At 71.2% G+C, this 26,730-nt stretch carries 23 protein-coding genes; 7 read left to right on the top strand and 16 right to left on the bottom strand.

Annotated features, from left to right (window positions below):
* The first annotated feature begins 49 nt into the window (after positions 1-49).
* Both J8G10_RS04175 and J8G10_RS04170 read left to right on the top strand, forming a co-directional pair.
* Positions 50-742: a TetR/AcrR family transcriptional regulator gene (locus J8G10_RS04175; protein WP_251439573.1), complete on the top strand. Its 693-nt coding sequence runs from the start codon at positions 50-52 to the stop codon at positions 740-742.
* A 68-nt stretch (positions 743-810) separates the two neighbouring features.
* Positions 811-1,344 (top strand): hypothetical protein, encoded by a 534-nt coding sequence (locus J8G10_RS04170; RefSeq protein WP_251439567.1) that lies wholly within the window; start codon positions 811-813, stop codon positions 1,342-1,344.
* 27 nt (positions 1,345-1,371) lie between these two features.
* On the opposite strand, the gene dxs is transcribed toward J8G10_RS04170, so the two are convergent.
* On the bottom strand, positions 1,372-3,354 hold the full coding sequence (gene dxs / locus J8G10_RS04165) for a 1-deoxy-D-xylulose-5-phosphate synthase (RefSeq protein WP_251439565.1): 1,983 nt from the start codon (positions 3,352-3,354) through the stop codon (positions 1,372-1,374).
* Positions 3,355-3,415: 61 nt separating this feature from the next.
* Positions 3,416-4,729 (bottom strand): citrate synthase, encoded by a 1,314-nt coding sequence (locus tag J8G10_RS04160; protein WP_251439564.1) that lies wholly within the window; start codon positions 4,727-4,729, stop codon positions 3,416-3,418.
* 131 nt (positions 4,730-4,860) lie between these two features.
* Here J8G10_RS04160 and J8G10_RS04155 point away from each other — a divergent pair, with 131 nt between their 5' ends.
* Positions 4,861-6,030 carry a citrate synthase gene (locus tag J8G10_RS04155; RefSeq protein WP_251439562.1) on the top strand — a complete coding sequence of 390 codons (1,170 nt, stop codon included), beginning with the start codon at positions 4,861-4,863 and terminating at the stop codon, positions 6,028-6,030.
* 155 nt (positions 6,031-6,185) lie between these two features.
* Here J8G10_RS04155 and J8G10_RS04150 read toward each other — a convergent pair whose 3' ends face one another.
* From J8G10_RS04150 to dut, 5 genes are all read right to left on the bottom strand, one after another.
* The gene (locus J8G10_RS04150) at positions 6,186-6,791 is read right to left on the bottom strand and encodes a hypothetical protein (protein ID WP_251439560.1); all 606 of its coding nucleotides are present in this window, start codon (positions 6,789-6,791) and stop codon (positions 6,186-6,188) included.
* Between the two features lie 137 nt (positions 6,792-6,928).
* Positions 6,929-9,751 (bottom strand): aconitate hydratase AcnA, encoded by a 2,823-nt coding sequence (gene acnA, locus J8G10_RS04145; RefSeq protein ID WP_292880284.1) that lies wholly within the window; start codon positions 9,749-9,751, stop codon positions 6,929-6,931.
* Positions 9,752-9,945: 194 nt separating this feature from the next.
* Positions 9,946-10,731 (bottom strand): DUF3159 domain-containing protein, encoded by a 786-nt coding sequence (locus J8G10_RS04140; protein WP_374208758.1) that lies wholly within the window; start codon positions 10,729-10,731, stop codon positions 9,946-9,948.
* Positions 10,728-11,336: a DUF3710 domain-containing protein gene (locus J8G10_RS04135; protein WP_251439558.1), complete on the bottom strand. Its 609-nt coding sequence runs from the start codon at positions 11,334-11,336 to the stop codon at positions 10,728-10,730. Before J8G10_RS04135 ends, J8G10_RS04140 begins: the two co-directional genes overlap by 4 nt.
* The gene (gene dut, locus J8G10_RS04130) at positions 11,333-11,806 is read right to left on the bottom strand and encodes a dUTP diphosphatase (protein ID WP_251439557.1); all 474 of its coding nucleotides are present in this window, start codon (positions 11,804-11,806) and stop codon (positions 11,333-11,335) included. The genes J8G10_RS04135 and dut overlap by 4 nt, the downstream gene beginning before the upstream one ends.
* A 12-nt stretch (positions 11,807-11,818) precedes the next feature.
* Here dut and J8G10_RS04125 point away from each other — a divergent pair, with 12 nt between their 5' ends.
* Positions 11,819-12,325 (top strand): DUF3093 domain-containing protein, encoded by a 507-nt coding sequence (locus J8G10_RS04125; RefSeq protein WP_251439556.1) that lies wholly within the window; start codon positions 11,819-11,821, stop codon positions 12,323-12,325.
* 80 nt (positions 12,326-12,405) lie between these two features.
* On the opposite strand, the gene J8G10_RS04120 is transcribed toward J8G10_RS04125, so the two are convergent.
* The gene (locus J8G10_RS04120; protein ID WP_233310015.1) at positions 12,406-12,699 is read right to left on the bottom strand and encodes a DUF4193 domain-containing protein; all 294 of its coding nucleotides are present in this window, start codon (positions 12,697-12,699) and stop codon (positions 12,406-12,408) included.
* Positions 12,700-12,892: 193 nt separating this feature from the next.
* Between J8G10_RS04120 and sepH the strand changes: the two genes are divergently transcribed.
* Positions 12,893-13,969 carry a septation protein SepH gene (gene sepH, locus J8G10_RS04115; protein ID WP_251439555.1) on the top strand — a complete coding sequence of 359 codons (1,077 nt, stop codon included), beginning with the start codon at positions 12,893-12,895 and terminating at the stop codon, positions 13,967-13,969.
* A 63-nt stretch (positions 13,970-14,032) separates the two neighbouring features.
* Here the strand turns inward: sepH and J8G10_RS04110 are convergent, their stop codons facing one another.
* The gene (locus tag J8G10_RS04110; protein WP_251439554.1) at positions 14,033-15,160 is read right to left on the bottom strand and encodes an alkaline phosphatase family protein; all 1,128 of its coding nucleotides are present in this window, start codon (positions 15,158-15,160) and stop codon (positions 14,033-14,035) included.
* Positions 15,161-15,240: 80 nt separating this feature from the next.
* Here J8G10_RS04110 and J8G10_RS04105 point away from each other — a divergent pair, with 80 nt between their 5' ends.
* Complete coding sequence (locus J8G10_RS04105) at positions 15,241-17,685, top strand: DNA topoisomerase (ATP-hydrolyzing) subunit A (protein ID WP_251439552.1); 2,445 nt, start codon at positions 15,241-15,243, stop codon at positions 17,683-17,685.
* 18 nt (positions 17,686-17,703) lie between these two features.
* Here J8G10_RS04105 and J8G10_RS04100 read toward each other — a convergent pair whose 3' ends face one another.
* The 4 genes from J8G10_RS04100 to J8G10_RS04085 are packed head-to-tail and all read right to left on the bottom strand — an operon-like array spanning position 17,704 to position 21,746.
* Complete coding sequence (locus tag J8G10_RS04100; protein WP_251439550.1) at positions 17,704-18,636, bottom strand: 3-oxoacyl-ACP synthase III family protein; 933 nt, start codon at positions 18,634-18,636, stop codon at positions 17,704-17,706.
* Positions 18,623-19,945 carry a F390 synthetase-related protein gene (locus J8G10_RS04095; RefSeq protein ID WP_251439548.1) on the bottom strand — a complete coding sequence of 441 codons (1,323 nt, stop codon included), beginning with the start codon at positions 19,943-19,945 and terminating at the stop codon, positions 18,623-18,625. Before J8G10_RS04095 ends, J8G10_RS04100 begins: the two co-directional genes overlap by 14 nt.
* Positions 19,942-20,742 (bottom strand): MBL fold metallo-hydrolase, encoded by an 801-nt coding sequence (locus J8G10_RS04090; RefSeq protein ID WP_251439546.1) that lies wholly within the window; start codon positions 20,740-20,742, stop codon positions 19,942-19,944. Before J8G10_RS04090 ends, J8G10_RS04095 begins: the two co-directional genes overlap by 4 nt.
* On the bottom strand, positions 20,739-21,746 hold the full coding sequence (locus J8G10_RS04085; protein ID WP_251439544.1) for an NAD(P)-dependent oxidoreductase: 1,008 nt from the start codon (positions 21,744-21,746) through the stop codon (positions 20,739-20,741). Before J8G10_RS04085 ends, J8G10_RS04090 begins: the two co-directional genes overlap by 4 nt.
* A gap of 84 nt (positions 21,747-21,830) precedes the next feature.
* Here J8G10_RS04085 and J8G10_RS04080 point away from each other — a divergent pair, with 84 nt between their 5' ends.
* Positions 21,831-23,060, top strand: coding sequence for a glycosyltransferase (locus tag J8G10_RS04080; RefSeq protein ID WP_251439542.1), 1,230 nt, complete (start codon positions 21,831-21,833; stop codon positions 23,058-23,060).
* Between the two features lie 3 nt (positions 23,061-23,063).
* Here J8G10_RS04080 and J8G10_RS04075 read toward each other — a convergent pair whose 3' ends face one another.
* Genes J8G10_RS04075 through J8G10_RS04065 form a run of 3 tightly spaced genes read right to left on the bottom strand, consistent with a single transcriptional unit; the run spans position 23,064 to position 26,581 of the window.
* A complete protein-coding gene (locus tag J8G10_RS04075) occupies positions 23,064-23,975 on the bottom strand; it encodes an arginase family protein (RefSeq protein WP_251439540.1) in 912 nt (303 codons plus the stop codon).
* 12 nt (positions 23,976-23,987) lie between these two features.
* The gene (locus J8G10_RS04070) at positions 23,988-24,464 is read right to left on the bottom strand and encodes a GNAT family N-acetyltransferase (protein ID WP_251439538.1); all 477 of its coding nucleotides are present in this window, start codon (positions 24,462-24,464) and stop codon (positions 23,988-23,990) included.
* Positions 24,464-26,581 (bottom strand): type IIA DNA topoisomerase subunit B, encoded by a 2,118-nt coding sequence (locus J8G10_RS04065; protein WP_374208757.1) that lies wholly within the window; start codon positions 26,579-26,581, stop codon positions 24,464-24,466. The genes J8G10_RS04070 and J8G10_RS04065 overlap by 1 nt, the downstream gene beginning before the upstream one ends.
* Between the last annotated feature and the right edge of the window lie 149 nt (positions 26,582-26,730).

The following is a 26,730-nucleotide window of genomic DNA, read 5'->3' as shown; positions in this document are numbered from 1 at the left end:
CGCTGACGTCCGGTTGGACGCGACGACTCCGCAGGAGTATTCTTTGAACATGTTCAGTTCATCGGCGGACGCCTCCCAGAAGCCCCTCACCCCCAAGGCGGAGGCGACCAGGGCGCGGATCCGCGACGCGGCGATGGCCTCGTTCGTCGAACGCGGCTATCCCGACACCACGATCCGCCTGATCGCCAAGGAGGCCGGCGTCTCCGTCGGCAACGCCTACTACTACTTCCCCTCCAAGGAGCACTTGGTCCAGGAGCTCTACGACCAGCAGCAGCGGGACCACGGGGCGGCGGCGCGCCCGCGGCTGGACGGCGTGACCGGGCTCGTCGACCGCCTGCGCGTGTTCTTCGAGACCGGACTCGAGACGGTCGGCGCGTATCGCGCGGTGGCTCCGGGGTTCCTCAGCGCGATGGTCTCCCCCGACTCGCCGATCAACCCGCTCTCGGTGGAGTCGTCCCCCGCGCGCGACATGACCATCGGGCTGCTCCGCGAGGTCGTCGGCGGGGCCTCTCATCGCCTTCCCGAGGACATCGCCGAACGCCTTCCGGAGGCGCTTTTCCCGATGTACCTGGCCCTGATCCTACGGTGGACCTACGACGAGTCGCCGGGGCAGGCGAAGACGACGCGTCTGCTGGACACCGGCCTACGGCTGTTCGCCGTCGCGCTGCCGTTCCTGCGGGTTCCCGGAGTTCGCGGCGTCACGCGCGATCTCCTCGACCAGATCGCGGACGTGCGGCCGTGAGCGCCGACACCGTTCGGCCCACGCCTCCGACGCAGGCCGGGCCCTCTCTCCGGACGCGGACGAGACCGATGGCGTTCGACTCCGGCGAGTTCGCGAGCGGCGCGGCACGCGCGGTCGCCCTGCACTTCGCGCTCTTCGTGATCCTCTCCGAGCTGGCGAGCCTGGTCATGGGGATGGTCCATGACGGGCCCTCGATCGAGGTCTTCTTCTCTGCGCTGGGCGGCTCGATCGGACTCGTGCTCTTCGTGGGCGCCTACGCCGTTCCCTTCAGCCTGATCGCCACGGTGATCGGGATCCTCCCCGCTCTCCTGCTGGGACGCGCGCTGGTCCGGGTCCGGACGTTCCGCACGCACCTGCTGGCCTGGTGCGCGTTCGGCACCGTCTTCTCGGGCGCCGTCTCGCTCGCCATCTCACATCTGCTGTTCCGGGACCAGATCAGCCTGATGAGCGCGTTCCTCGTCACCGGCTTCCTCGCCGGCAGCGCGGCCATCCCGCTCGGGTGGGCGAGAACCGCCTCCATCGCGCTGCGCGCCGACCGCGGGCTGAAGACCCCCGCGTGGTTCCGCCGCCGTCGGCGAATCCCCGCGACCGCCTCTCGGTGACCTCCGAGCTTTCCGGGCCAAGGCGCGTCAGAGCCGCCGGCGCTCCTCGGCGTCCGTGTCGACGGTGCGGCCCGCGACGATGTCGACCGCGCCCGTGTGCAACGGCATCTCGCCCGTCGGGCGTGCGATCGGAACCCGCGTGCCGAGCACCTGCGCGACCACGTCCTGCGCGATCTTGCCGGCGGTGAGCCCCGCGTCCTCCAGGATCTGCTCCCGGCTCGCGTGGTCGATGTACTCGTCGGGCAGGCCGAGCTCGTCGACCGCCGTGTCGATGCCGGCCTCGCGCAGCACCTGACGCACGCGTGTGCCGACGCCGCCGACGCGGATGCCGTCCTCGAGCGTGATGACGAGGCGATGCCGGGCCGCGAGCTCGACGACCGACGGCTGCACGGGGATCGCCCAGCGCGGGTCGATCACGGTCGCGCCGATCCCCTGCGCCCTGAGCCGTTCCGCCACATCGAGGGCGAGCGTCGCGAACGGGCCGATCCCGACCAGCAGCACATCCTCGCTCTCGCCGCGCGACAGTACGTCCACACCGTCGTGCAGGCGCTCCAGAGCCGGGATCTCAGGCGTCACGGCCCCCTTCGGGAAGCGGATCACGGTGGGCGCGTCGTCCACCGCGACGGCCTCCTCCAGCTCTTCACGAAGCCGCTCACCGTCGCGCGGGGCGGCGATCCTGATCCCCGGCACGATCTGCAGCATCGACAGATCCCACAGCCCGTGATGACTGGGGCCGTCGGGGCCCGTGACGCCGGCCCGGTCGAGCACGAACGTGACGCCCGCGCGATGCAGGCCGACGTCCATGAGCACCTGATCGAACGCCCGCCCCATGAACGTGGCGTACAGGGCGACGACGGGGTGCAGTCCCCCGTATGCGAGCCCCGCCGCGGATGCGACCGCATGCTGCTCGGCGATGCCCACGTCGTAGACCCGGTCCGGGAAGCGCTCGGCGAAGGGAGCGAGCCCGGTCGGGCGCAGCATCGCCGCCGTCATGGCGATGACGTTCGGCGTGCGCGCGCCGACGTCGACCAGCGCCTCGGCGAACACATCGGTCCATCCCGTGCTCGTCGCGGCGAGGGGCGTGCCCGTCTTCGGATCGATCTTGTTCACGGCGTGGAACTGATCCGCTTCGTCATCGAGCGCCGGCTGATAGCCGCGACCCTTCTCCGTGATCACGTGCACGATGACCGGCGCGCCGAAGTCCTTGGCGAGCTGCAGCGTCTCGAGGAGCGACGGGATGTCGTGCCCGTCCACCGGGCCCAGGTACTTGATGTCGAGGTTCGAGTACAGCTCCTCGTTGTTCGAGAAGCGCGAGAGGAAGCCGTGCGTACCGCCTCGCACGCCGCGGTAGAACGCCCGCCCGACCGGGCCGAACGCACGGAAGAACCGATCCGACTTCTGATGCAGGTCGCGGTACACGCCCGCCGTGCGCACCCGGTTCATGTACCGCGCCATTCCGCCGATCGTCGGCGCGTAGGAGCGGCCGTTGTCGTTCACGACGATGACGAGGTTGCGCTCGTTGTCATCGGAGATGTTGTTGAGCGCCTCCCACGTCATCCCACCGGTGAGCGCGCCGTCGCCGACGACCGCGACGACGTGGCGGTCCTCGCGTCCCGTCGCGGTGAAGGCGCGGGAGATCCCGTCGGCCCAGCTCAGCGAGCTGGAGGCGTGTGAGGACTCGACCACGTCATGCGGGCTCTCCGATCGCTGCGGGTAGCCGGCCAGCCCCCCGCGCGAGCGCAGCGCGGAGAAGTCCTGACGCCCGGTGAGGAGCTTGTGCACGTAAGACTGATGGCCGGTGTCGAAGATGATCGGGTCATCCGGCGAGGAGAACACCCGATGCAGGGCGATCGTCAGCTCGACGACTCCGAGGTTCGGTCCGAGGTGGCCGCCCGTGCGGGCCACGTTCTCGATCAGGAACGAACGGACCTCCGCGGCCAGCTGCACGAGCTGTTCGGGGGTGAGCCGATCGAGGTCGCGGGGACCGGAGATGCCGGGAAGGATCGCCACCGTATCTGCCTCCTGAAACGAAACGGGAACCGCGAGCCGGAGCCCGCAGCACCGACCAAGACTACCGAGCATTGCTCCCGGGGCGCTGGACATCCGCCGCATCCGGACCGACGTAGTGCCCGATCGGCCGCAACCGCAGCGGAGCCCGTCCGTACTCGTCCTGCGCATGCACGCACCAGCCGGCGGAGCGCGCGACGGCGAAGACGGTCTCCCCGGCGTCTGCGGGCATGTCCCAGGCCAGCGCCATCACGGCCAGCGCGAGATCGATGGTCGGGTGAAGGCCCGTCCTGGCATGCACGACGGCGGTGACCCGGTCCGCCAGATCCAGCGCCGCCCGGGCCCGCGGATCCGAGGTCTCCCGCATCCGTCGCAACAGCAGCCGCGCGCGAGGATCACCGTCCGGATACAGCAGCTGCCCGAAGCCGGGGATCCCCGCGCCGCCGAGACGCGTCGCGGTCGCGACCGCCGCCGCCGGATCCTCGCCGTCCTGCACCTGCCGCAGCAGCGCGTGGACGGCGGCGCTCACGGCGCCGTGCAGAGCGGAGTCGAGGGCGCCGAATCCGGCCGCCACGACCGCGTACGGGTGGGCGCGCGCCGACGCCGCCGCCCGCGCGGCGAGCGTCGATGCCGCCATGTCGTGGTCGACGAGCAGGACGAGTGCGGCGTCGAGCACCCGCAGCCGGTCGGGCGATGCCGAAAGTGCCGTGAGACGAGGCCAGAGCCGCGCCGCGACGTGCTCGTCCTCCGCACTGCGGTCCGGTGCCGGCCCCTCCTTCGCCTCCCGCTCCGTGCCGACCGTCGGAAGCGCGTCGACGAGCCCCGCGACGAGACGGGGCGCCACCCGCGCCACGGTCTCCGCGCGGAGGTCGTAGCGCTCGGGATCCTCCGCCGCAAGAGCCGCGACCGCGGCGAGCAGGCGGCTGAACGCCCCGGCGGCGACGGGCAGCGCGGCGACCACCCGGCGCGCCACTGCGCTGTCGGGCCGTTCCAGCGGCGGCGCGTCCTCCGCCGGCAGGTCGGTGCGGGCGAAGAGCCACCGCACGACGGCGTCGAACCTCGGCGGACCGCCCTCTCCCGCGACCAGCTCGTCGATCGGGATGCCGCGGATCCAGAGCTCGCCGTCCTCGATCAAGGCGATGTCGGTGTCGATGACCGCCAGCGGGCTCCCGTCGGCGCCGGCAGCGCGGGCCGCGCCGTGCGAGGGCGAGGTCACGCGGCGGCGAGCACGGGCGAAGCGCTCCACCTCGAGCGGGTCGAAGAGGGAGCCGTGCGCTCCGCGCTCCCGCGAGATCAGGCCGCGCGAGACGTACGCGTAGAGCGTCTCCGTCCGTACGCCGAGCCGCGCCGCGGTCTGCGCGGCCGTGAGTGCGTCCATCGTCAGCCCCTCTCATTGATCCGATCAACATTGACGATATCCGGATCCACTATGCAGGGTGAGCGAGGAGCCGCATCGCGACTCCGAGGAGCACAGAGCCGCCATCCGCGACTCGCCAGAGAGGAGCCGACATGGCCATCACCATCGATCGCAACGACACGCAGCTCATCGACGTCCCGCGAGGACTCACCAACGTGGTCGTCGCAGAGACCGCGATCGGCGACGTCCGCGGCGAGGAGGGCTTCTTCCACTACCGCGGGGTCTCCGGGGTGGAACTGGCCGCCGAGGCCCGTTTCGAGGACGCCTGGAACCTGGTCGCGCTGGGCGGGCTGCCCCGGGACGGCGCGGAGTCCGCGGCCTTTCGCGCGCGCACGGCTTCCGCGCGCGCGATCCCCGAGAGTCTGCACGGATCACTGTCGTCGATCGCGACGTCGGCGCTGGACCCCATGGCCCAGCTGCGCACCGGACTCGCCCTGATCTCGTCCGCGGACGGCAGGCGGGCGCTCTACGACGAGACGGAGACCGAGCGGAGCGATGACGCGATCCGCCTCGCCGCGGTCGCGCCGACCCTGATCGCCGCGCTGCACCGCTGGAGCACGGGTCAGGATCCGATCGAGCCCGACGGAGATCTCGACCCGGTCACCGACTATCTGCGCATGCTCACGGGCGTCACGCCCGACATCCGCCTCGCCACGGCCCTGGGAACCTATCTGACGGCGGCGATCGACCATGGCTTCAACGCGTCGACGTTCACGGCGCGGGTCATCGCGTCCACCGGCGCCGACCTCGCGTCGTGCGTCGGCGGCGCGCTCGGAGCGCTGTCCGGGCCGCTGCACGGGGGCGCTCCTGCGCGCACTCTGGACATGCTGGACGACATCGGCGCACCGGAGCGTGCGGACGCCTGGGTGCGCGAGCGCGTGCAGCACGGCGGCCGGATCATGGGGTTCGGACACGCCGTCTACCGCACGGAGGATCCCCGTTCCCGCCTGCTGCGCGGCGTCGCTCAGCGGCTGCGCGCCGACGGACTGGCGACGGACCGCGTGGACCTCGCCGTGACCGTGGAGCAGACCGTGCTGCGCGTCCTGGACGAGCTCAAGCCCGGGCGAGCCCTGCGCACGAACGTCGAGCTCTACGCCGCGGTCGTCATGGAGGCGTGCGGCATCCCCCGCGAGCTGTTCACCCCGACCTTCGCCTCGGCGCGGCTCATCGGATGGGGCGCGCATGCCTGCGAACAGGTGCAGGACGGCAAGATCCTGCGCCCCTCGTCCCGTTACGTCGGGGCGGCGTCACGACCTCGTTGATCGCCGAGCATTCCTGACGCGTGCAGGATCCCACGGCGCCTCCAGGATCGATTCCCCGACCAGCTCCTGCATGCGTCGCGATCTCCTGCACGCGTCGCGGGGCGAGGCGCACGCCGACACGCGGCGGCGCGCCTCGCGTCGCCGAAGGTCCTGGCTCAGTCGTCGGCCGGAGCACCGGAGTACGTCGTGCGGCCCCGGCATCGGAGGGCGAAGCCGAAGAAGAGTGGCGCCACGATGCGTCCCGCCATCACGATCACGATCAGCGGAAGGGACCCCAGGCCGACGGCCAGCGGGAGAAGGAGCATGCAGACGACTCCGGTCGCCGCCAACGCGGTCACCGTGGTCCTCCAGCGCCGGTGCGGCATCGCCCTCCGGATCCGCCTCACCGGGGCGAACCTCTGGCCCGCGAGGACCCAGCCGGCCCCAGCCAGGGGGATCCACCCGATCACGCCGAAGGACAGCGCGACTCCGCAGGCGAACAGCGATCCGGCCCACGCCAGCACGTACCGATCGATGGCGCCGGAAGTCAGATCCCGGTAGGCGAGCTCGCCGAAGGCCGCCAGCACGACTGCCGCCGACACGAGAACGGCCGCAGCGACGACCGACGCGAGAGCGAACTGGGCGGCTGCCGCTTCCCAGCCGCCGAACAGCACCACCGCGGCGGCAGCGAGAACCAGCAGAGGGCGGCCGACGCGCTTACGGACGGAGACGGGAGCCCCTTCGCCGACTGCCACCGTAAAGGGCGCCTCCTCGTGTTCCACCCACGGATGCTATCGCGCGGGCGGACGCCGACACGCGTCGCACGGCGTGAGGATGCCGACACCCGTCGGTGCGCGCGGAGCACACACGCGAACGGGGCCGGCTCCCGAAGGAACCGGCCCCGAATCGCGTGCGTGGATCAGACCAGCGAGCGCAGCACGTACTGCAGGATGCCGCCGTTGCGGTAGTAGTCGGCCTCACCGGGGGTGTCGATGCGCACGACCGCGTCGAACTCGACCGTCTGCTTGCCCTCGGGCGAGAACTCGCTCGGCTCGGCGGTGACGCGCACCGTCTTGGGAGTGGTGCCCTCGTTCAGCTCCTCGAGACCCGCGATCGAGACGATCTCGGTGCCGTCCAGGCCCAGGGACTCCCAGGACTCGCCGGCGGGGAACTGCAGCGGGACGACACCCATGCCGATGAGGTTCGAGCGGTGGATCCGCTCGAAGCTCTCCGTGATGACCGCCTTGACGCCGAGGAGGTTCGTGCCCTTCGCCGCCCAGTCGCGGGAGGATCCGGATCCGTACTCCTTGCCGCCGAAGATCACCAGCGGGGTGCCCTGTGCCTGGTAGTTGGTCGAGGCGTCGAAGATGTAGGACTGCGGGCCACCGGCCTGGGTGAAGTCGCGGGTGTAGCCGCCCTCGATCTGCTGCCCGTCGTTGACCGCCTTGACCAGCGCGTTCTTCAGCCGGATGTTGGCGAACGTGCCGCGGATCATGACCTCGTGGTTGCCACGGCGCGAGCCGTAGGAGTTGAAGTCCTTCTGCGCGACGCCGTGCTCGGTGAGGTACTGCGCGGCCGGGGTGCCGGCCTTGATGTTGCCGGCGGGCGAGATGTGGTCGGTCGTGACCGAGTCGCCGAGCGTCGCGAGCACGCGGGCGCCCGAGATGTCGGTGACCGGCGCCGGCTCCGCCTGCATCCCGTCGAAGTACGGCGCCTTGCGCACGTAGGTCGAGTCGGCGTCCCACTCGAAGACCGGGCCGGTCGGGGTGGGCAGGCTGGTCCAGCGCTCATCGCCGTCGAACACGGTCGCGTACTGCTTGATGAACTGGTCGCGAGAGATCGACGAGTCGATGATCTGCTGCACCTCGGCGGGGTCGGGCCAGACGTCCTTGAGGAACACCTCCTTGCCCTCGCCGTCGGTGCCGAGCGCCTGGGTGTCGAAGTCGAAGTTCATCGACCCGGCGAGGGCATAGGCGACGACCAGCGGCGGGCTGGCGAGGTAGTTCATCTTCACGTCGGGGCTGATCCGGCCCTCGAAGTTGCGGTTGCCGGAGAGCACCGCGGTGACCGCGAGGTCGTTCTCGTTGATCGCGGCGGAGACCTCCTCGATCAGCGGACCGGAGTTTCCGATGCAGATCGTGCAGCCGTAGCCGACGGTGTAGAAGCCGAGACCCTCGAGGTCCTTGTCGAGGCCCGACTTCTCGTAGTAATCGGTGACGACCTTGGATCCGGGGCCGAGCGTGGTCTTGACCCACGGCTTCTGCTTCAGTCCCTTGGCGAGGGCGTTCCGGGCGAGCAGGCCCGCGGCGATCATGACCGACGGGTTCGACGTGTTCGTGCAGGAGGTGATGGCCGCGAGGGTCACCGCGCCGTTGTCGAGGATGTACTTCTGCCCGTCGGGCGTCTTGACCTTGACCGGCTTGGACGCCTCGGTGGGCGCACCGGAGTTGAGCACGACCGGGATCTCGTTGGTCTCGATCTCCTCGCCGGGCACGGATCCCGGGTCGGAGGCGGGGAACGAGCCGGAGTCGGCGACGTCGATCGGACCGGTCGCGTAGTTCAGGATGTCCTTCTCGAACTGCGCCTTCGCCTCGGAGAGGAGGATGCGGTCCTGCGGACGCTTCGGGCCGGCGATCGAGGGCACGACGGTGGAGAGGTCGAGCTCGAGGTACTCGCTGAAACCGGGCTCGTTCGCGGCGTCGTGCCAGAGCGACTGCTGCTTCGCGTAGGCCTCGACGAGGGCCACGGCCTGCTCGTCGCGACCGGTCAGGCGCAGGTAGTCGAGCGTGACGTCGTCGATCGGGAAGATCGCGGCCGTGGAGCCGAACTCCGGCGACATGTTGCCGATCGTGGCGCGGTTGGCGAGCGGCACAGATGCGACCCCGGCGCCGTAGAACTCCACGAACTTGCCGACCACACCGTGCTGGCGCAGCATGTCGGTGATCGTGAGCACGACGTCGGTCGCGGTGACCCCGGCGGGGATCTCACCCGTGAGCTTGAAGCCCACGACGCGCGGGATGAGCATGGAGACGGGCTGGCCGAGCATGGCGGCCTCGGCCTCGATGCCGCCGACGCCCCAGCCCAGCACGCCCAGGCCGTTGACCATCGTGGTGTGCGAGTCGGTGCCGACGCAGGTGTCGGGGTAGGCGCGCAGGACGCCGTCGACGGAGCGGTCGTAGATGACCTTGGCCAGGTGCTCGATGTTCACCTGGTGCACGATGCCGGTGCCCGGGGGGACGACCTTGAAGTCGTCGAACGCGGTCTGGCCCCAGCGCAGGAACTGGTAGCGCTCGCCGTTGCGCTCGTACTCGATCTCGACGTTGCGCTCGATCGCGTCGGGGCGGCCGAACAGATCGGCGATGACGGAGTGGTCGATGACCATCTCGGCGGGCGAGAGCGGGTTGATCTTGCTCGGGTCGCCGCCGAGGGCGGTGACGGCCTCGCGCATGGTCGCGAGGTCGACGATGCAGGGCACGCCGGTGAAGTCCTGCATGACGACGCGGGCCGGCGTGAACTGGATCTCGGTGTCGGGCTGGGCGGCCGGGTCCCAGGAGCCGAGCGCCTCGATCTGAGCCTTGGTCACGTTCGCGCCGTCCTCGGTGCGAAGCAGGTTCTCCAGGAGGACCTTGAGGCTGAACGGGAGCTTCTCGTACCCGGGGACCGTGTCGATCCGGAAGATCTCGTAGTCGGTGCTGCCGACCGTCAGGGTGCTCTTGGCACCGAAGCTGTTCACCGTGGACACGGATCCGTCTCCTTCTGTTCGGATGGAAGCGACAGGCGACTCCATCTTGCTCGCCCGCTCCCCCGCGCGGCTAGCAAGGCGGGCCTTACCAGTCTGCGCTTCGGCGCGAGCGAGCGAAAGGTGTCGATTTATCTTGACGTCGAGATAAATCTAGCACGCGGAGACGGCGGATGAGTCCGTCATTCACACGGGTCTCAGGAGGCGGGATCCGACGGCTCCTCCACCGCTTCGTCGTCGCGTCCGGCCGGATACAGCGCGCGGACGACCAGCCAGGTGAGCGCCACCATCGGCGCGAAGAGCGGCAGGCCCATCACGAGCTTCAGCGTGCCGAGCGCCTGCACATTGCCGGAGAAGTAGAGCGGCAGCTGCACGGCCAGCCGCGCGAAGAAGAGCGCCGCCCAGGCGATCGTGAGCCAGAAGAACGCGCGGCGCTTGCGCGGCTCCTGCCGCCAGCCCCGTACATCGCCCATGAGGAAGCCCGCGGCGAGGCCGATGAGCGCCCAGCCGACGAGTGCGGAGACCAGCAGCACGGTGCCGTAGGCGGCGTTCGTGAAGAAGCCGGGGACGAAGTTGTCCTGGCCACGGCCGGTCCAGAGCGCCAGTCCCGCCGCGACCGCGACCGCGACGAGGCCGCCGAGGGCCGACGCCGCCGGGGAACGCTGCAGCAGGCGGATGACGGAGAAGACGGCGGCCAGGCCCACGGAGACGACCAGGGAGAGCCAGAGCGGCTCGGGGCGCAGCGTGTAGATCACGAGGAATGCGGCGCTGGGCAGCACCGACTCCAGGACGCCGCGCCATCCGCCCATGGCGCGCCACACGACGTGTCCGGTACTGGCGCCGGAGGCGGGATCGATACCGAGCCGCTGCGCCGCGCCGCCGAGTGCAGCACCCAGGCTCTGCACCGCATCCGGAGCCGGCGGCGGCACGTACTGCTCGGCTCCCGACTCGGCGGGCCGCTCCGGTCCGCCCGCCGTGCTCACGCCGTGCCGGGCGCCGCGGGCATCCGCAGCGGGATGAGGTCGCGCGGCGGCATGGGAGCCCCGCCGCGGACGACGACGATCGATCGGAACAGATCCTCGACGGCAGCGCCCGCGGTCTCATCCGAGGCGGCGGCCCCGCCGATCACGCCGCGCAGGAACCAGCGCGGGCCGTCGACGCCGACGAAGCGCGCGAGCCGGGTGACGGCCGTGTCGCCGGCGACGGCGGGGATCTCGGCCAGGAGCTCCGCCCCCAGAGCACCGTCGCGCTCCGTCACGGTGCCGCCCTGCTGCGAGATCTGCTCCTGGATCTGCGCACGGGTCTCGTCCCAGAGGCCGCTCGATCGCGGAGCGGCGAACGGCTGCACCTGCAGCGTCGAGTCGGCGTAGTCCAGGCCCACGGCGACGATGCGCTGCGTCTGCTCCTCCACCTCGAGGCGCAGGTTCAGGCCCTCCCGGGGAAGGATCTTGATCGCGCCGAGATCGATGTACGGACGGACCGGATTGGCCTCGCTCTCGTCGAACGGGCCGTCGACCGCGCGGTCGTGCGCGGGCGCCGACACCGTGTCCTCGGTCGGCTCGAGGTCGGACGTGCTTTCGTCGCTCATGCGTTCTCCTCCGCGCCGACAGGGGCGGCGCTCTGGGTCTGGTAGCCGGTGGAACCGAATCCGTCCGCACCGCGCGCCGACTCGTCGAGGGTTCCGACCGGGATGAACCGGGCTCGGGTGACGGGCATGACGATCAGCTGCGCGATGCGATCACCGACCGCGACATCGTACGCCGCATCGCTGTCCGTATTCAGAAGACTGACCTTGATCTCGCCGCGATACCCCGCGTCGACCGTTCCCGGCGCGTTTACCACGGTGATCCCGTGCTTCGCGGCCAGTCCGCTGCGGGGCACCACGAATGCGGCGTATCCCTCGGGCAGCGCGATGCTGACGCCGGTGCCGATGAGCGCCCGCTGCCCCGGCTCGAGGCGCACCGCCTCGGTCGAGACCAGGTCGGCCCCGGCGTCGCCCGGGTGCGCATAGACGGGAGGCTCGGGCGCGATAATGGGAACGTCCACGGTTTCGGTCACGGAAAGAGGCTAATGCAGAACGCACCGGGCGACGCCCGCCCCGCTTCCGCCGTCGTCCGCTATCGCGAGCGTCTCGCGCCGAGCCTCTGGCTGTTCCTCGCGGCAGCGCTGGGCGGTCCGATGATCACCCTGGTGTTCGTCCCCGCCGGATCCGTCATCGCCCTCGCGATCGGCGTGGTCGCCACGATCGCCATCATCGCGCTGATGATCGCCGGCTCGCCACGCGTCGAGGTGGATCGGCGCGTTCTGCGCGCGGGTCGTGCATGGATCGACGCCTCCTGGCTCGGCGCACCCGAGATCCGGACCGGCGAGGACGCCCGGCAGGCCCGTGGCCCGGCGCTCCCGGCCCGCGGCTGGCACCTCATCCGGGGCGGCATCGACGGCGTCGTGATCGTGCCCAACACCGATCCGGCCGACCCTGCGCCGAGCTGGACGATCTCGACGCGCACTCCGGATCGGCTGGCGGCCGCGATCGAGGCCGCCCGCGCCTCCGCGGCGACGGACGCGGCCTCGGTCTGAGCCTTCTGCTTCCGGTTCGGCCCGAGAACGCAGAACGCGCCCGGAACCAGGATGGTCCGGGCGCGAGCAGCGTCGAGGAATCAGGCCGCGCATTCCTTGCAGATGGGGCCTGCCTTGTCCTCGTGATCGAGCTGTGAGCGATGCTTCACGAGGAAACAGCTGACACAGGTGAACTCGTCCTCCTGCGGGGGCAGCACCACGACGTCGAGCTCGACGTCGGAGAGGTCCGCCCCGGGAAGGTCGAAGCCACCCGGGTTGTCCGAATCCTCGACATCGATCGATCCCGACAGCTTGTCGGGGACGCGCTCCTTGAGAGCCTCGATGGACTCGCTCTCGTCTTCGCTCTTGCGCGGGGCGTCGTAATCGGTTGCCATGGATCTCCACTTTCATCCTGCGAGTGGCGGGAGCCGGGGGTGTTCGGCGGCCCATAGTTTGCATGACGCGCGTGCAAATCGCAAATGCCACTCGATCCATCCCACCGGAACTCACGGCGCGCCCACGATATTCCCTGCGCCCGCCCCGGCCCATGACACCATGAATCGACACTCATCCTGAGGGGCTGAAGCCATGGAACACGTCACGATCGTCGGCGCAGAGGAGGACGTCCTCGTCCTCGCCACCGAGTCGGGGGAACGATTCGCCCTGCCCATCGACGAGGTGCTGCGCACCGAGCTGCGCCGGGCGAAGGCCGGACGCGAGGAGAAGCCCGCTCCGCTCGCCGCCAGCCCCCGGGAGATCCAGGCCCATGTCCGGGCGGGCATGTCCGCGGCCGAGGTGGCGGAGCTGCTCGGCGTCGGCCTCGAGGTCGTGCAGCGGTTCGAGGGCCCGGTGCTCGCCGAGCGCGAGCACATCGTCGGCCAGGCGCTCGCGGTCCCCGTGCTGATCGGGAGCGAGGTCGAACCCGACGCCCAGCCCACCTTCGGAGTCGCGATCAGGGCGAAGCTGGCCGAGCTGGCGGCGGCCGACGAGCGCTGGGCGAGCTGGAAGGACGACAGCGGCTGGATCGTCAAGCTCGAGTTCACCGCGAACGAGGTCGAGCACGACGCGCGCTGGAGCTTCGACCCGCGCCGCAGCGCCCTTGCACCGCTCAACGCCGATGCGACGCAGCTGTCCCGGCAGGGCTCGCTGCCGGAGGGGCTGATCCCGCGCCTGCGCGCCCTGGACAAGGACCGCCCGTCGCCCTACAAGGACGAGACCCGGTTCGACTCCGGCGCCTTCGGCCCGCGCCTCGTGCCTGCGCCGGCCGCTCCGGCCGAGGCGTCCGAGACCACCGGCGACGAAGGATCGACGGACGCGCCCGAGCCGCGTTCCGCACGCCACCCCCAGTCGTCCTCGAACGCACAGGAGGCGGCCACGCGCAGCGCGTCGTTCGCCCCGGCCACTCCGTCCGACACCGCCGACCTGCTGGAGGCACTGCGCCGTCGACGCGGTCAGCGCGAGGCCCGTCCCCGTGTCGACGAGGAGAGCGACGACTCCCGTCCGCTCGCCCTCTTCGACGCGCTGGAGCCGGGCTATCAGCCGGAGCCCGCTCCGGAGGAGTCCGAGGCGCCGGCGTCGATCGACGGAGACTCCGGCTCGCGCCGCCGGCGCCGGGGCATGCCCTCCTGGGACGAGATCGTGTTCGGAGCCCGCAGCGAGGACTGACGGCGCGGCCGGATCTGGCCGGGCTCCGTCGTCGCCGTGTCGTGCCGCCCTCGGGGAGGTCGCTCAGCGGGCGAACGCACCGAGGCGGATGAGCGGCACGCGCAGCTCCTCCGCGCTCAACGAACCGTGCTGGCCGATCATGCCCTGCGACCGCTGATCCGCTGCCGCGCCGTCGTACAAGGCCCACAGGCCCCGCGCCGGGACCACGAGGTCGCCGATCCGCGACTGCGCCTCCGAGGTGGTTCCGGATCCGAACAGACCTCCCCGCACGGCCTGCGCACGAGTGAGGACGTCGGCCGCCCCGTCCACTCCGGCGGCCCATCGCGCCGCGGCTTCGTCGGTCCGCGCGGGATCCTCCAGGTAGACGTGCAGCATGCGGGGCTCACCGGCGATCGCCGCGACGCCGTCCTGCAGGGGGCTGCGTCCGTCGATGACGAGGTGCCGGGACGCGGGGACGTCGACCATCCCGTGGTCGGCGGTCACGAGCAGACCGACGCCGTCGGGGACCGTCGCGGGGATCGCCGCGTCGAGCTCCTCGAGCGCCGCGACCCACTCCCCCGACGCCATGCCGTGCTTGTGCCCGGCCTTGTCCGCCTCGGGAAGATAGCAGTAGACCATCGCGCCCTCATGCTCCTCGGCGAGGTTCAGCGCCAGTGCCATGCGCTCCGACGCCGTCCGTGCCGCATGGAACTCGGCGCCGCGCAGAGTCGCCGCCGAGAATCCGCTGCGCGCGTACTCCGCAAGCCCGACGGCGAAGGAGGGACGGCCGCCGGCCGCCGCGGTCTCGAAGACGGTCGGCGTGCGCTGCCACTCGCGGGGATCCGCCTTCGCCTTCTCCCAGCCCGAGAGCTGGTTCACGATCGTCCCGGTGCGCGGGTCACGCACTTCGTAGCCCACGAGACCGTGCCGGCCCGGATCCACCCCGGTGAGCAGGCTCGTGAGCGCCGCGGCTGTCGTCGAGGGGAAGACGCTGGAGAGCACGTCCTTCTTGGCCATCGCCGCGGTCAGACGCCGCGCATGGCCGGCATGCGCCCTCAGCGGGATCGCGCCGAGCCCGTCCATGACCACGAGGACGGCCGATCGCGCCGCCGGGAGGGCTCCCGCGCGGCCGTCGAGCGCGCCGAGCAGGTCGTGCGCCACCCCGGTGATGCTCCGGGGGGACGACGGGATCGCCGGTAGCATAAGGGTCATCCGAGTCAGTCTCGCACAGAGACCGGCGCGGTCCGGCGTCGAGAACCGCTCCGCCGCCTCCCGATTACCGCAGGAAGCCCATGCCCCGCACCACGCCGCCCGAGCCGATCGAAGAGCGCATCCAGGACATCGATCTGTCGAGCGAGATGCAGGGCTCCTTCCTGGAATACGCGTACTCGGTCATCTACTCCCGCGCCCTCCCGGACGCCCGGGACGGACTCAAGCCCGTGCAGCGGCGGATCCTGTTCCAGATGGCGGAGATGGGCCTGCGGCCCGACCGCGGGCACGTGAAGAGCGCGCGCGTCGTCGGCGACGTGATGGGCAAGCTGCATCCGCACGGCGACTCCGCGATCTACGACGCGCTCGTCCGTCTCGCGCAGCCGTTCTCGCTGCGCCTGCCGCTCGTCGACGGCCATGGCAACTTCGGCTCGCTCGACGACGGGCCTGCGGCGTCCCGGTACACCGAGGCACGTCTCGCGCCGTCCTCCCTCGCACTGACGGAGAGCCTGGACGAGGACGTCGTCGACTTCGTGCCCAACTACGACGGCCAGTTCCAGCAGCCGTCCGTGCTGCCGGCCGCGTTCCCCAACCTGCTCGTCAACGGAGCCAGCGGCATCGCCGTGGGAATGGCGACCAACATGGCGCCGCACAACCTCATCGAGGTCGTCGCTGCGGCCATCCATCTGCTCGAGCACCCCGAGGCGACGACCGAGGAGCTCATGGAGTTCGTCCCCGGCCCCGACTTCCCCTCGGGCGGGATCGTGATGGGCCTCGACGGCGTCCGCGACGCCTACGCGAACGGCCGCGGGGCGTTCAAGGTGCGCGGCAAGGTCTCGATCGAGCCCCTCGGCCCGCGCCGGACCGGCATCGTCGTCACGGAACTGCCCTACATGGTCGGCCCCGAGCGCGTGATCGAGAAGATCCGCGACGCGGTGCAGGCGAAGAAGCTCCAGGGCATCAGCGACGTCAACGACCTCACCGACCGCAACCACGGCATGCGGATCCAGATCGGCATCAAGACCGGTTTCGACCCGAACGCCGTGCTGGAGCAGCTGTACCGGCTGACTCCGCTCGAGGACTCGTTCAGCATCAACAACGTCGCCCTCGTCGACGGGCAGCCGCGCACCCTCGGGCTCAAGGAGCTCCTCAGCGTCTACGTGCGGCACCGCCTCGAGGTCGTCACGCGGCGCAGCCGCTTCCGCCTCGCCCGCCGCGAGGAGCGCCTGCACCTCGTGGAGGGTCTGCTCATCGCGATCCTCGACATCGACGAGGTCATCCAGGTCATCCGCTCCTCGGACGATTCGGAACAGGCCCGCACCCGCCTGCAGAGCGTCTTCGACCTCAGCGAGCGCCAGGCCGAGTACATCCTCGAGCTGCGCCTGCGGCGCCTCACCAAGTTCTCCCGCATCGAGCTGGAGACCGAGCGCGACCAGCTGCTCGCCGAGATCGCCGCGCTGCAGGAGCTGCTCGGCAGCGAGGCGTTGCTGCGCGCCCAGGTCGCGACCGAACTCGACGCGGCCGCAGAGGCCTACGGAACCCCGCGGCGCACCCTGCTCCTCAACGCGGCGCCCCCCAAGGCGCGCGCCGCCAAGGGACCAGTGGACACGCAGATCGCCGACGCGCCCACCGTCGTCGTGCTCTCGACCACCGGTCGTGCGGTGCGGGTCGACCTGGAGCCGGGCCAGGTGCTCTCCCCCGCTGCGCGGCGCAGCAAGCACGATGCGGTCCTCTCGACGCTCACGACGACCACGCGCACCGAGATCGGCGCGGTCACCTCCGCCGGACGCGTCCTGCGTTTCACCGCGATGGATCTCCCCTCGGTGCCGTCGGCGTCCGTCCACCTCGCGGCCGGCGTTCCGCTGCGCGACTACATCGGGCTGCTCGACAAGAGCGAGCGGATCCTCGCCCTCATCCGGTTCGACGACGACACTCCGCTCGCCGTCGGCACCAGGACGGGCGTCGTGAAGCGCGTCGTCCCGTCGACTCTCGCGGTGAAGCCGGAGCTGGAGATCATCGGCATGAAGCCCGGGGATGTCGTGGTCGGCGCGGGCTCGGCGCCCGACGACGCCGAACTCGTGTTCGTGACCAGCGACGCGCAGCTGCTGCACTTCGCCGCGTCGGGCGTGCGCCCCCAGGGCGCTCCGGCCGGCGGCATGGCCGGCATCAAGCTCGGCGCCAAGGCCGAGGTCATCGCGTTCTCCGTCCTGGACGCCGGCGACGACGCCATCGTCGTGACCGTCTCGGGAGCCGCAGGCATGATCGCCGGCACCGACGCCGGGCGCGCCAAGGCATCGCGTTTCACCGAGTTCCCCGGGAAGGGCCGCGCCACCGGCGGCGTCCGCGCGCACGCGTTCCTGAAGGGCGAGGATCGGCTCACGCTGGCCTGGGTCGGCACGGAGCCGGCGCTCGCGGTCGGCCCCGACGGTTCGGCGCGCACGCTGCCGGACGTCGGAGCGAAGCGCGACGCCTCCGGCCAGCCGATCGACGGCGTGATCGGCTCGATCGGCGGGGTGCTCGGAGCCTGACCTCCGCCCCCTCGCCGTTCAGAGCCGCAGCGCGAGCGCGTTGGCGGTGAGGCCGGCGGCAGTGCCGCACAGGACGACGGTGTCGCCCGTGGCGATGCGGCCGGACTCGAGCGCCCGGGTCAGCATGAACGGCACGGACGCGGAGACCATGTTGCCGAACGCCTCGACCTCGTCGACACGGCGATCCGCCGGCACGCCGATCCGGTCGAGCATCGGCCCGAGCGCCGCCGAGGCCTGATGCGGGATCCACAGGGAGATGTCATCGTGGACGAGGCCCGCCCTGCGCAGGAAGCGGTCGAAGAAATCGGGCAGGACGCGCATCATCCCGAGCAGCGCACGCCGTCCATCCATGTCGAAGAGGTAATCGGCCGGATCGGCCGCCGCGTACTGCTGGGCGGGCGCGTGCGACAGGCCCCCGCGCAGCTCCGTGTCGTGCGCGTGTGCGGGCCAGGTCTGCTGCAGGCTCGACACCACCCCGCGATCGGGCGCCGTGGCACGGCGCAGCACGACCGCCACCGCGGCATCGCTGAACAGCTCGAAGCTCTCCTGCTGGTCGGGGTTGAGGAACCGCGAGGCGACGTCGCCGGCGACCACGAGCACCGTCCGATGGTCGCCGTCGTCGAGATACCGGGAGGCGATGTCCAGGGCTGTGACGAAGCTCGTGCAGGTCGAGTTCACATCGAAGGCGGCGGCATGGCCGGCCGAGGTGAGACGCTCCCAGACCAGTGCCGCGGTGCACGGGATCGGCTGCACCCCCGCGGCGGACGCCCCCAGCACGAGATCGACGTCATCGGTCGTCAGGCCGGCGTGCGCGATGGCGCGCCGCGCCGCCCCGGCGAGCATGTCGAGGTGCGACACGTCATCCTCGATGCGATAGCGCACGCTCTCGCCGAACCGCACCGTCCGGCCCGGAAGCATGCTGCCCCACCCCGCGATCTCACAGCTCCGCATCGTCCTGCTCCCCCCTCCAGCGTCGCTCGACGCGACGCAGCTTCCGCCCCGGCTCCGGCGCGTAGGTCACGAAGCGCACCTGGGCCCGCACCGCGCCGAGGCGGTCCGCCAAGGATCCCAGCTCCGCCGCGACGTGCGCCCGCGCGACCGCGAGCGGCGTGTCGCCGGCCGCCTCGATGCCGACCTCCAGCTCCCGGCGCCCCGTCTGCACGATGCGGTACTCCGCCACCCCGTCCGCGTAGACCACGGCGCGGGAGACGAGATCGGCGAACACCTCGACGACACCCCCGTCCCGGCCCGGCAGCTGCAGGGTGTCGCCCTCGCGCCCCTCGATCCGGGCGACCGCGGTCAGGGCGCTCCCGCACGGGCAGGGGACGTCGCGCTCCCGGAGCACATCGCCCAGACGGTAGCGCACGATGGGCTGCGCCCGGCGACGCAGATCCGTCACGACAGGCACGAACCGGCCGCCGCCCAGCGGCTCCCGCTCGATGAGCACGCCGTCCTCGTTGAGGTGCAGAACGCCCTCCTCGCAGGTGTGCGCGAGGAATCCCTCGGTGCATTGATAGAGCTGATGGATCCGCTCCTGTCCCAGCCCGGCCGCGATCCTGCGCTCATCGGAGACCTCGAGCACCTCGGCGACCGCGTAGACCTTCTCCGGGTGCACGGCGATCTCGCCCCTCTCCGCCGCGCGGGCGATCGCGAGCAGCACTGAGGGGGGTCCGACCAGGATCGTCGGCGCGTAGCGGTCGAGACGATCGAGGTTCTCCGTCATCTCCGCGAACACATCGAAGTAGGAGAAGGAGACGGCGCGGGATCCCACCGCTTCGTACAGCGTGTTGTCGGCACGCAGGAACAGCGCGATGCGGTGTCCGAGGATCCGTCCGCGCGGCAGCGTGCGCGCGAGCATCGTCCCGGCCCAGGCCTCTCGTTCCGCGCGGCTCACGAGGAAGAGGCCGCGGTGCCCGCTCGTGCCGCTGGACAGTCCGATCGAGCAGCCCCGGACGTCGGCGGCGAAGTCGCGCGAGCGCTCGTTCGCGAGCGCGGTCCGCAACGCGTCCTCGCGATGGACCCCGACCGTGTTCAGCTCGTCGAAGCGCTCCATCATGATGCCCTTGTCCATGAGCGGGAGCGCCGCGAGACCCGCGGATCGCTCAGCGAGCAGGGGTCGGAAGTAGGCGGATCTGCGACGGAGGAATCGGAGATGGCGACGCAGCAGGCGCCGCTGCCGACGCTCCACCGCGGCGCGCCTGCGCAACGGCCGGAACCAGCGCGTGGCGGCGAACTCCGCGACGATCCGCAGCCTGCTCATCTCGGGAGCAGCTCTCGGTCGCCGATCGGATCGTGACTGCAGACCACTCGGATCCCGGCGTGCGAGAGCGCCACCAGCCTGCCCGCTGTGTCGCCGTAGGCGTCGCCGTCGTGCTGGAGAGCCCGCGGCAGGGAACGCATCCGCGGCTCCTCGGCGAGCAGATCGGAGCCCCAGGCGGCATCTCCGGCGAGCAGCACGCGGTCATCGACGAGCACGCCGATGTGCCCGTTCGCGTGCCCGGGCAGATCCACGATCCGCACGCCCGCCCCGGGGAACGGATCCGCGACGCTCAGGCCCACGCCCGCGACCTCCGTCGGGGCGAAATCGCTCCGCGCCAGGACGAGCGGATCCGGCCCGGGGAACCAGGCCGGCAGCAGACCGGGCAGGATCGCGTCGCGCAGGCGCGCCCGCCGCAGCGTCTCGAGCTGTCCGGCGGTCGTCACGATGCGCGCCGCCGGAAAGAGCCCGACACCTCCGATGTGGTCCGGGTGGAGGTGGCTCAGCACGAGATGGGTGACGCTCTCGGGAGCGACGCCGTCGTCCGCGAGCTGACGCGCGACGTCCTCTTCGGCGGCCATGCTCGGCGGCAGGATGCGCCGGTAGACGGCGCCGCGCCACCCCGTGTCCCAGGGCTCGGGAGCGTATCCGGTGTCGACGAGGATCCGGCGCCCGTCCCCCGGCTCGTAGAGGAACACCCCGGACGGGAACTCTCGCACCGCGCGTCCGGCGCCGCGGAAGAGGACGCCGATGTCGTGCACCGTGCTCCCGCAGGCATAGTGCCTCAGCCGGCGCGTCATGCCGCACGCTCCGCCCGTGCACGCAGGTCGGCCACGGCGCGGTCGAGCGCCTCGTCCAGTGACACGACCGGCGCGTAGCCCAGCTCGGAGCGGGCCCGGGAGATGTCGAGCGTCTGCGCATAGGCGATCGTCGAGAGCGTGTACCGGGTCAGCGGCGGCTCCGGTCTCCCCGGAAGCGCCCGGCAGATCCCCTCGAGCGACGCCGCGAGCGTCCAGGCACCGCGCCGTGACAGCCGTCGGAACCGGGGCGTCTCGCCGAGCCGTGACAGCAGCCCCTCGAGCAGCTCGCGGAACGGCCGGGGGTCGCCGTTACTGATGTTGTAGACGCCGCCGGCCGGATCGCCCGCGCGCAGCGCGAGGCGGAGGGCGCTCGCCGCGTTCTCCACCGCGGTGACGTCGATGAGGTTGCGCCCGTCGTCGAAGAGCGGCACGCCGATGCGACGGTGCACGGCGATGAGCCGTGGGACGAGGCTCGGATCCCCCGCGCCGATCAGTCCGCGCGGACGCACGATCACGAGCTCGGGGATCCGTCCCGCCCGCTGCGCCTCGCGCAGCAGCTCCTCGGCGGCGAGCTTGGAACGGATGTAGTCGTTCAGGCGGTTGCCGGGGTCGACGTCGTCCTCCCGGATGCCGATCCGATCACGCGCCGCGGCGTAGACGCTCGGCGACGACACGAACACGAACCGGCGCGCTCCGCTCTTCTCGGCGAACGACACGGCCGCGGCGGTGCCTTCGACGTTGGCTGCCGCGAAGTCGCTCCGACGCCCCCAGGGCGAGGACAGCGCGGCGCAGTGCACGATCGCGTCGACCGGGCGCACCGCACCGGGAAGCCCGGCCAGGGACGAGACCAGCGTCTCCTCCGGCGCGGCCACCCGCGCGAGCGCCTGCGCATCGCGTCCCGAGGCCAGGACCGGGATGCCGTGGGCCCTGAGTTCGCGCACGACGTACCCGCCGAGGAATCCCCCGGCTCCGGTCACGAGGACGGGCCGGGAGGACGCAGACATGCCCCGATGCTAAGGCACGATCGCCCGGCCCTGGGGAGCTCCGGCGCCTGCGGGGCGGCGTCCGGCCGCGCCTAGAGTGGGACGGTGCGCATCGCGATGGTCACCGACTATTACCTGCCGACGCTCGGCGGCGTGCAGACCGCGATCAAGGCTCACCGCGAAGAACTCATGGACGCAGGGCACGAGGTCACCGTTTTCGCACCGCTCGCGGAGCCCTCCCCCGATCCGACCGTGGTCCGGCTGCCGACCGCGCGCGGATTCGCACCCGACGGCTACCCGTTCACGTGGCCGCTGCGAGACGCCGCCCGCCAGCTCGAACGCGCTCTCGCGGGCTTCGACGTCGTGCACGTGCACACCGAGATGTTCGCCGCCCTCGCCGCGTATCGTGCCGCGCGAGCGCTGCGGATCCCGCTCGTCCAGACCATGCACGGGCGCATCGACGTCTACACGCGCGCGGTGCTCCCGCTGCCGGCGATCACGACGGCTCTGCTCGCCGGGCTGCATCGGCGCGGGCTCGGTGCCGGCCCCGGTTCGCGAGCGGTCCGCCTCGACACGAGCGCCCCCTACGCCCGCAGTCGCACGGCACGGCGCATGTGGCGGCTCATGGTGAGCCAGGCTCAGCGCGCAGACCGGGTGATCGTGCCGTCGACGCACTTCGCTGCGAAGCTCGTCGCGCAGGGGGTGCGGACCCCCGTGGACGTGCTCTCGAACGGGCTCGAGGGCACCGTGCTCGCGGCGCTCGGGACGCCCGCCGAACGCCGGCCGGAACCCGGGGCTCCGCTGCGGGCGCTGTGGTGCGGCCGGCTGTCGCCCGAGAAGCGCCCCGAGGTCTTCCTCGACGCCGTGTCCCGCACCCCGGGGGTCGAGGCCGTGATGCTGGGCGACGGGATCTCGCGCCGGGCGGTCGCCCGCGAGGCTGCCCGGATGGGGCCGGGACGCGTGGACGTGCGCGGCTCCGTGACCCAGGCCGACGTGCTCTCGGCGATGCGCGCGGCGCACGTGTTCGTGTCCAGCTCCTTCGACTTCGACAATCAGCCGATGGTGCTCCTCGAGGCGGTCGCCGCCGGTCTGCCGGTGATCGTCGCGGATCCCGACCTGTCCGAGGCTCTGCCGCCCGACGGTCATCTGGTCGCACCACGACCGGATGCCGCGGGGCTCGCCGAGGCGCTCGCCGCGCTGCGCGACGATCCCGCCCGGGTCGCGGGCATGAGCGCGGCCGCCATCGCGCACCGGCCTCACGTCACACAGAGCGCCCACCGCGAAGGGCTGATCCGCGTCTATCGCGCCGCCGTGTCCGCGCGTTCCTCGCGCTGAGCATCAGTCCTCGCGGAGAGCCGTCCCGAGCTCGGCGAGACCTTCGGCGATCACGTCGACGAGGGTCGAGGCATGGCCGCCGCCCGGATCCAGATCCGGATCGAACACCGTCACCGAGGCACCCCACGCGTGCGGCGCGAGGGCGCGCAGCAGGGCGGTCAGCTCATCGGGGGCGAGGCCGCCGGGATCGGGGCTGTCCACGGCGGGCATGTGCACGGGGTCGAGCACGTCGACGTCGACCTGGATCCAGTAGTCGCGCCCCCTCCCTTCGATCGCCCGCACGCGGGACGCGGCCCGCGCCGCTCCGTGCAGGATCACCTCATCGGCGGGGACGACGAGGGCGATCGCGTCGCGCACCTCCTCGGCGAAGGCGTCCTCGTAGCGGTGCCCGATGTGCGCCACGCGGCCGGCATCGAAGTACGGCCCGAGCCCGTCGATCCCGGCGAGCTCGGGCGCATGACGGCCGACCGCGATCGCCAGGTCCTCGCCCGCGACGCTGCCGACGGCGGCGCTGTTGCCCGGATGACGGAAGTCGGTGTGCCCGTCGATGTGCACCAGTCCCCCGCCGCCGCTCACCCGCGACGCCAGTCCTGCGGCGATCACGAGGCTGCAGTCTCCGCCGAGCACGAGAGGGGCCTCACCCGACTCCCGGATCTCGAACAGCCGATGGGCGAGTCGCCGCGCGTGATCGACGATCGCCGCCTGGTTGCGCACTGTTCCCTTCGGGCGCCGTCCGTCATCGTCCACATAGCGTCCGGGCAGCACGACGCCGGCGTCGACCGCGCCCCCGGCATGGAGCCGACGATGCAGGCCGGCCTCCCGCAGGGCTTCCGGGGCCTTGGCCGTGCCGGGCACGCCGCCGCGCACGGGCGGACGCAGTCCGAGATTCGTGGGGGCGGAGACGAGCGCGACCATCGTCTCAGTCTGTCAAGGCGCCGGGACGGACTCGGCAGCCGCGCGCGGGTCGCGGCGCATCCAGATGTCCACGCCGTCGTTCTCCTCGACGATGAAGCCGTGCCGCTCGTACAGGCGCAGGGCCGCGGAGCCGACGAGCACCTGGAGCCGCAGCGGCCGATCGACGGGCGCATCCCTCAGCACGGCGCGAAGGAGGGAGGTTCCGATGCCCCGTCCCTGGTGCCGTTCGTCCAGATAGAACATCTCCAGCCACAGCGCATCGCGGTCGGGACGCAGGGTGATCGTGCCCGCGGTCTCGCCGTCGACGAGGATCATCCACGTGTGCGCCGGGGAGAAGTGCTCCACGACACGGGCGCGCGAGCGCGCCGGATCCCAGCCGACCAGCGGTTCGAGATCCCCGCGCAGCACGCGCTCCTTGAGCGCCGCGACCGTATCGACGTCCCCCGGGCGCGCAGGGCGCAGTGACACGCCCGGTGCGAGCGCGATCATCAGGCGTCGATCGCCTCGCGGGCCAAGCGGTCGGAGGAGTCGATGATGAACTCGCGCCGCGGAGCGACCTCGTTGCCCATCAGGAGCTCGAACACCCGGCCGGCGGCTTCGGCATCCTCCATGCGCACACGGCGCAGCAGCCGTCCGGAGCGGTCCATCGTCGTGGAGGCGAGCTGTTCCGCATCCATCTCGCCGAGACCCTTGTATCGCTGGATCGGCTCGTGCCAGCGCTTGTTCTGCTTGCGCAGCTTCGCGAGCAGCGTGTGCAGCTCGCCCTCGCTGTACGTGTAGATGGTCTCGTTGGGCTTGGATCCGGGGTTCATCACGATCACCCGATGCAGCGGCGGCACCGCGGCGAACACGCGTCCGTCCTCGATGAGCGGTCGCATGTACCGGTAGAAGAGCGTGAGCAGCAGCGTGCGGATGTGCGCGCCGTCGACATCCGCGTCGCTCATCAGGATGATCTTCCCGTAGCGGGCGGTGCTGAGGTCGAAGGAGCGCCCGGAGCCGGCGCCGATCACCTGGATGATCGAGGCGCATTCGACATTGGACAGCATGTCGCTGACCGAGGCCTTCTGCACGTTCAGGATCTTGCCGCGGATGGGCAGCAGAGCCTGGTACTCGCTCGTGCGGGCGTGCTTGGCGGTGCCGAGCGCGGAATCGCCCTCGACGATGAAGAGCTCGGTCTGCGCCACATCGGTCGAGCGGCAGTCCACGAGCTTCGCGGGCAGAGAAGAGGACTCGAGCGCGTTCTTGCGGCGCTGCGTCTCCTTGTGGGCGCGCGCCGAGACGCGCGCCTTCATCTCGGCGACGATCTTGTCGAGCAGCTGAGCCGCCTGGCTCTTGTCGTCGCGCTTGGGCGAGCTGAACCGCTCACCCAGGTCCTTGCGGAGCACCTGGGCCACGATCTGCCGCACCGCGGGAGTCCCGAGCACCTCCTTGGTCTGCCCCTCGAACTGCGGTTCGGGGACGTTGACCGTGAGCACGGCGGTGAGGCCGGCGAGCACGTCGTCCTTCTCCAGCTTGTCGTTGCCGACCTTGAGCCGTCGCGCGTTCTGCTCGACCTGGGCCCGGAGCACCTTGAGGAGCTCCTGCTCGAAGCCCTGCTGATGGGTGCCGCCCTTGGGGGTCGCGATGATGTTGACGAAGGACCGGGTGGTGGTCTCGTACCCGGTGCCCCAGCGCAGGGCGATGTCGACGGCGCAGACCCGCTCCACCTCGGTCGCCACCATGTGCCCGTCCGGCTGCAGCACGGGGACGGTCTCCTTGAAGGTCCCCTCCCCCTGCACCCGCCAGGTGTCGGTCACGGGCGCATCGGTCGCGAGGTACTCCACGAACTCCGAGATGCCGCCCTCGTAGTGATACGAGGTCTCGTTGCCGACGGCGGCGGCCGACGCGTCGGACTCTGCGTCCGAGCCCGCCGGCACGCGCTCGTCGTGGACGACGAGCTCCAGTCCTGGTACGAGGAAGGCGGTCTGCCTGGCGCGGTTCTCGAGGTCGGCGAGCTGGAAGGCCGCGTCCTTCGTGAAGATCTGCCGGTCCGCCCAGTAGCGGATCCGGGTGCCGGTGGCGCCCTTGGCCGCCTTCCCGATCACGCGCAGCTCGCTCTTGTCCTGGAACGGCGCGAACGGCGCATCGGGGCGCTTCTCGCCGTCGTCGGTGAACAGACCGGGCTCGCCGCGACGGAACGACATCGCGTAGACCTTGCCGCCGCGGTCCACCTCGACGTCGAGGCGCTCGGAGAGAGCGTTCACGACCGAGGCGCCCACGCCGTGCAGCCCGCCCGAGGCGGCGTACGAGCCGCCGCCGAACTTGCCGCCGGCGTGCAGCTTGGTGAAGACGACCTCCACGCCCGTGAGTCCGGTGCGGGGTTCCACATCCACGGGGATTCCCCGTCCGCGATCGTGCACCTCGACGCTCCCGTCGGGGTGCAGGATGATGTCGATCTTGGATCCGTTGCCGGCGACGGCCTCGTCCACGGCGTTGTCGATGATCTCCCAGAGGCAGTGCATGAGGCCCGGCGAGCCGTTCGAGCCGATGTACATGCCGGGTCGCTTGCGGACCGCTTCGAGCCCTTCGAGGACCTGGAGATGATGGGCGGAGTACTCGGCTGTCACAATCCTCAATCGTATCGAGGCCCGCAGGCGTACGGCGGTCGACACTCCTACCGCGATCCGGACCCGCAGAGCCTTCGTACGCGCTGAGCGAAACACGCCGTCTCGCGGGCATGACTCCCAGGTCTGCGTGGTTGTATTGAGCACACCTC

This window comes from Microbacterium sp. USTB-Y, assembly GCF_023703415.1.
Classification (GTDB): domain Bacteria; phylum Actinomycetota; class Actinomycetes; order Actinomycetales; family Microbacteriaceae; genus Microbacterium.
Note: the sequence above shows the minus strand (reverse complement) of the source record. Positions and strands in the feature narration are given on the sequence as shown.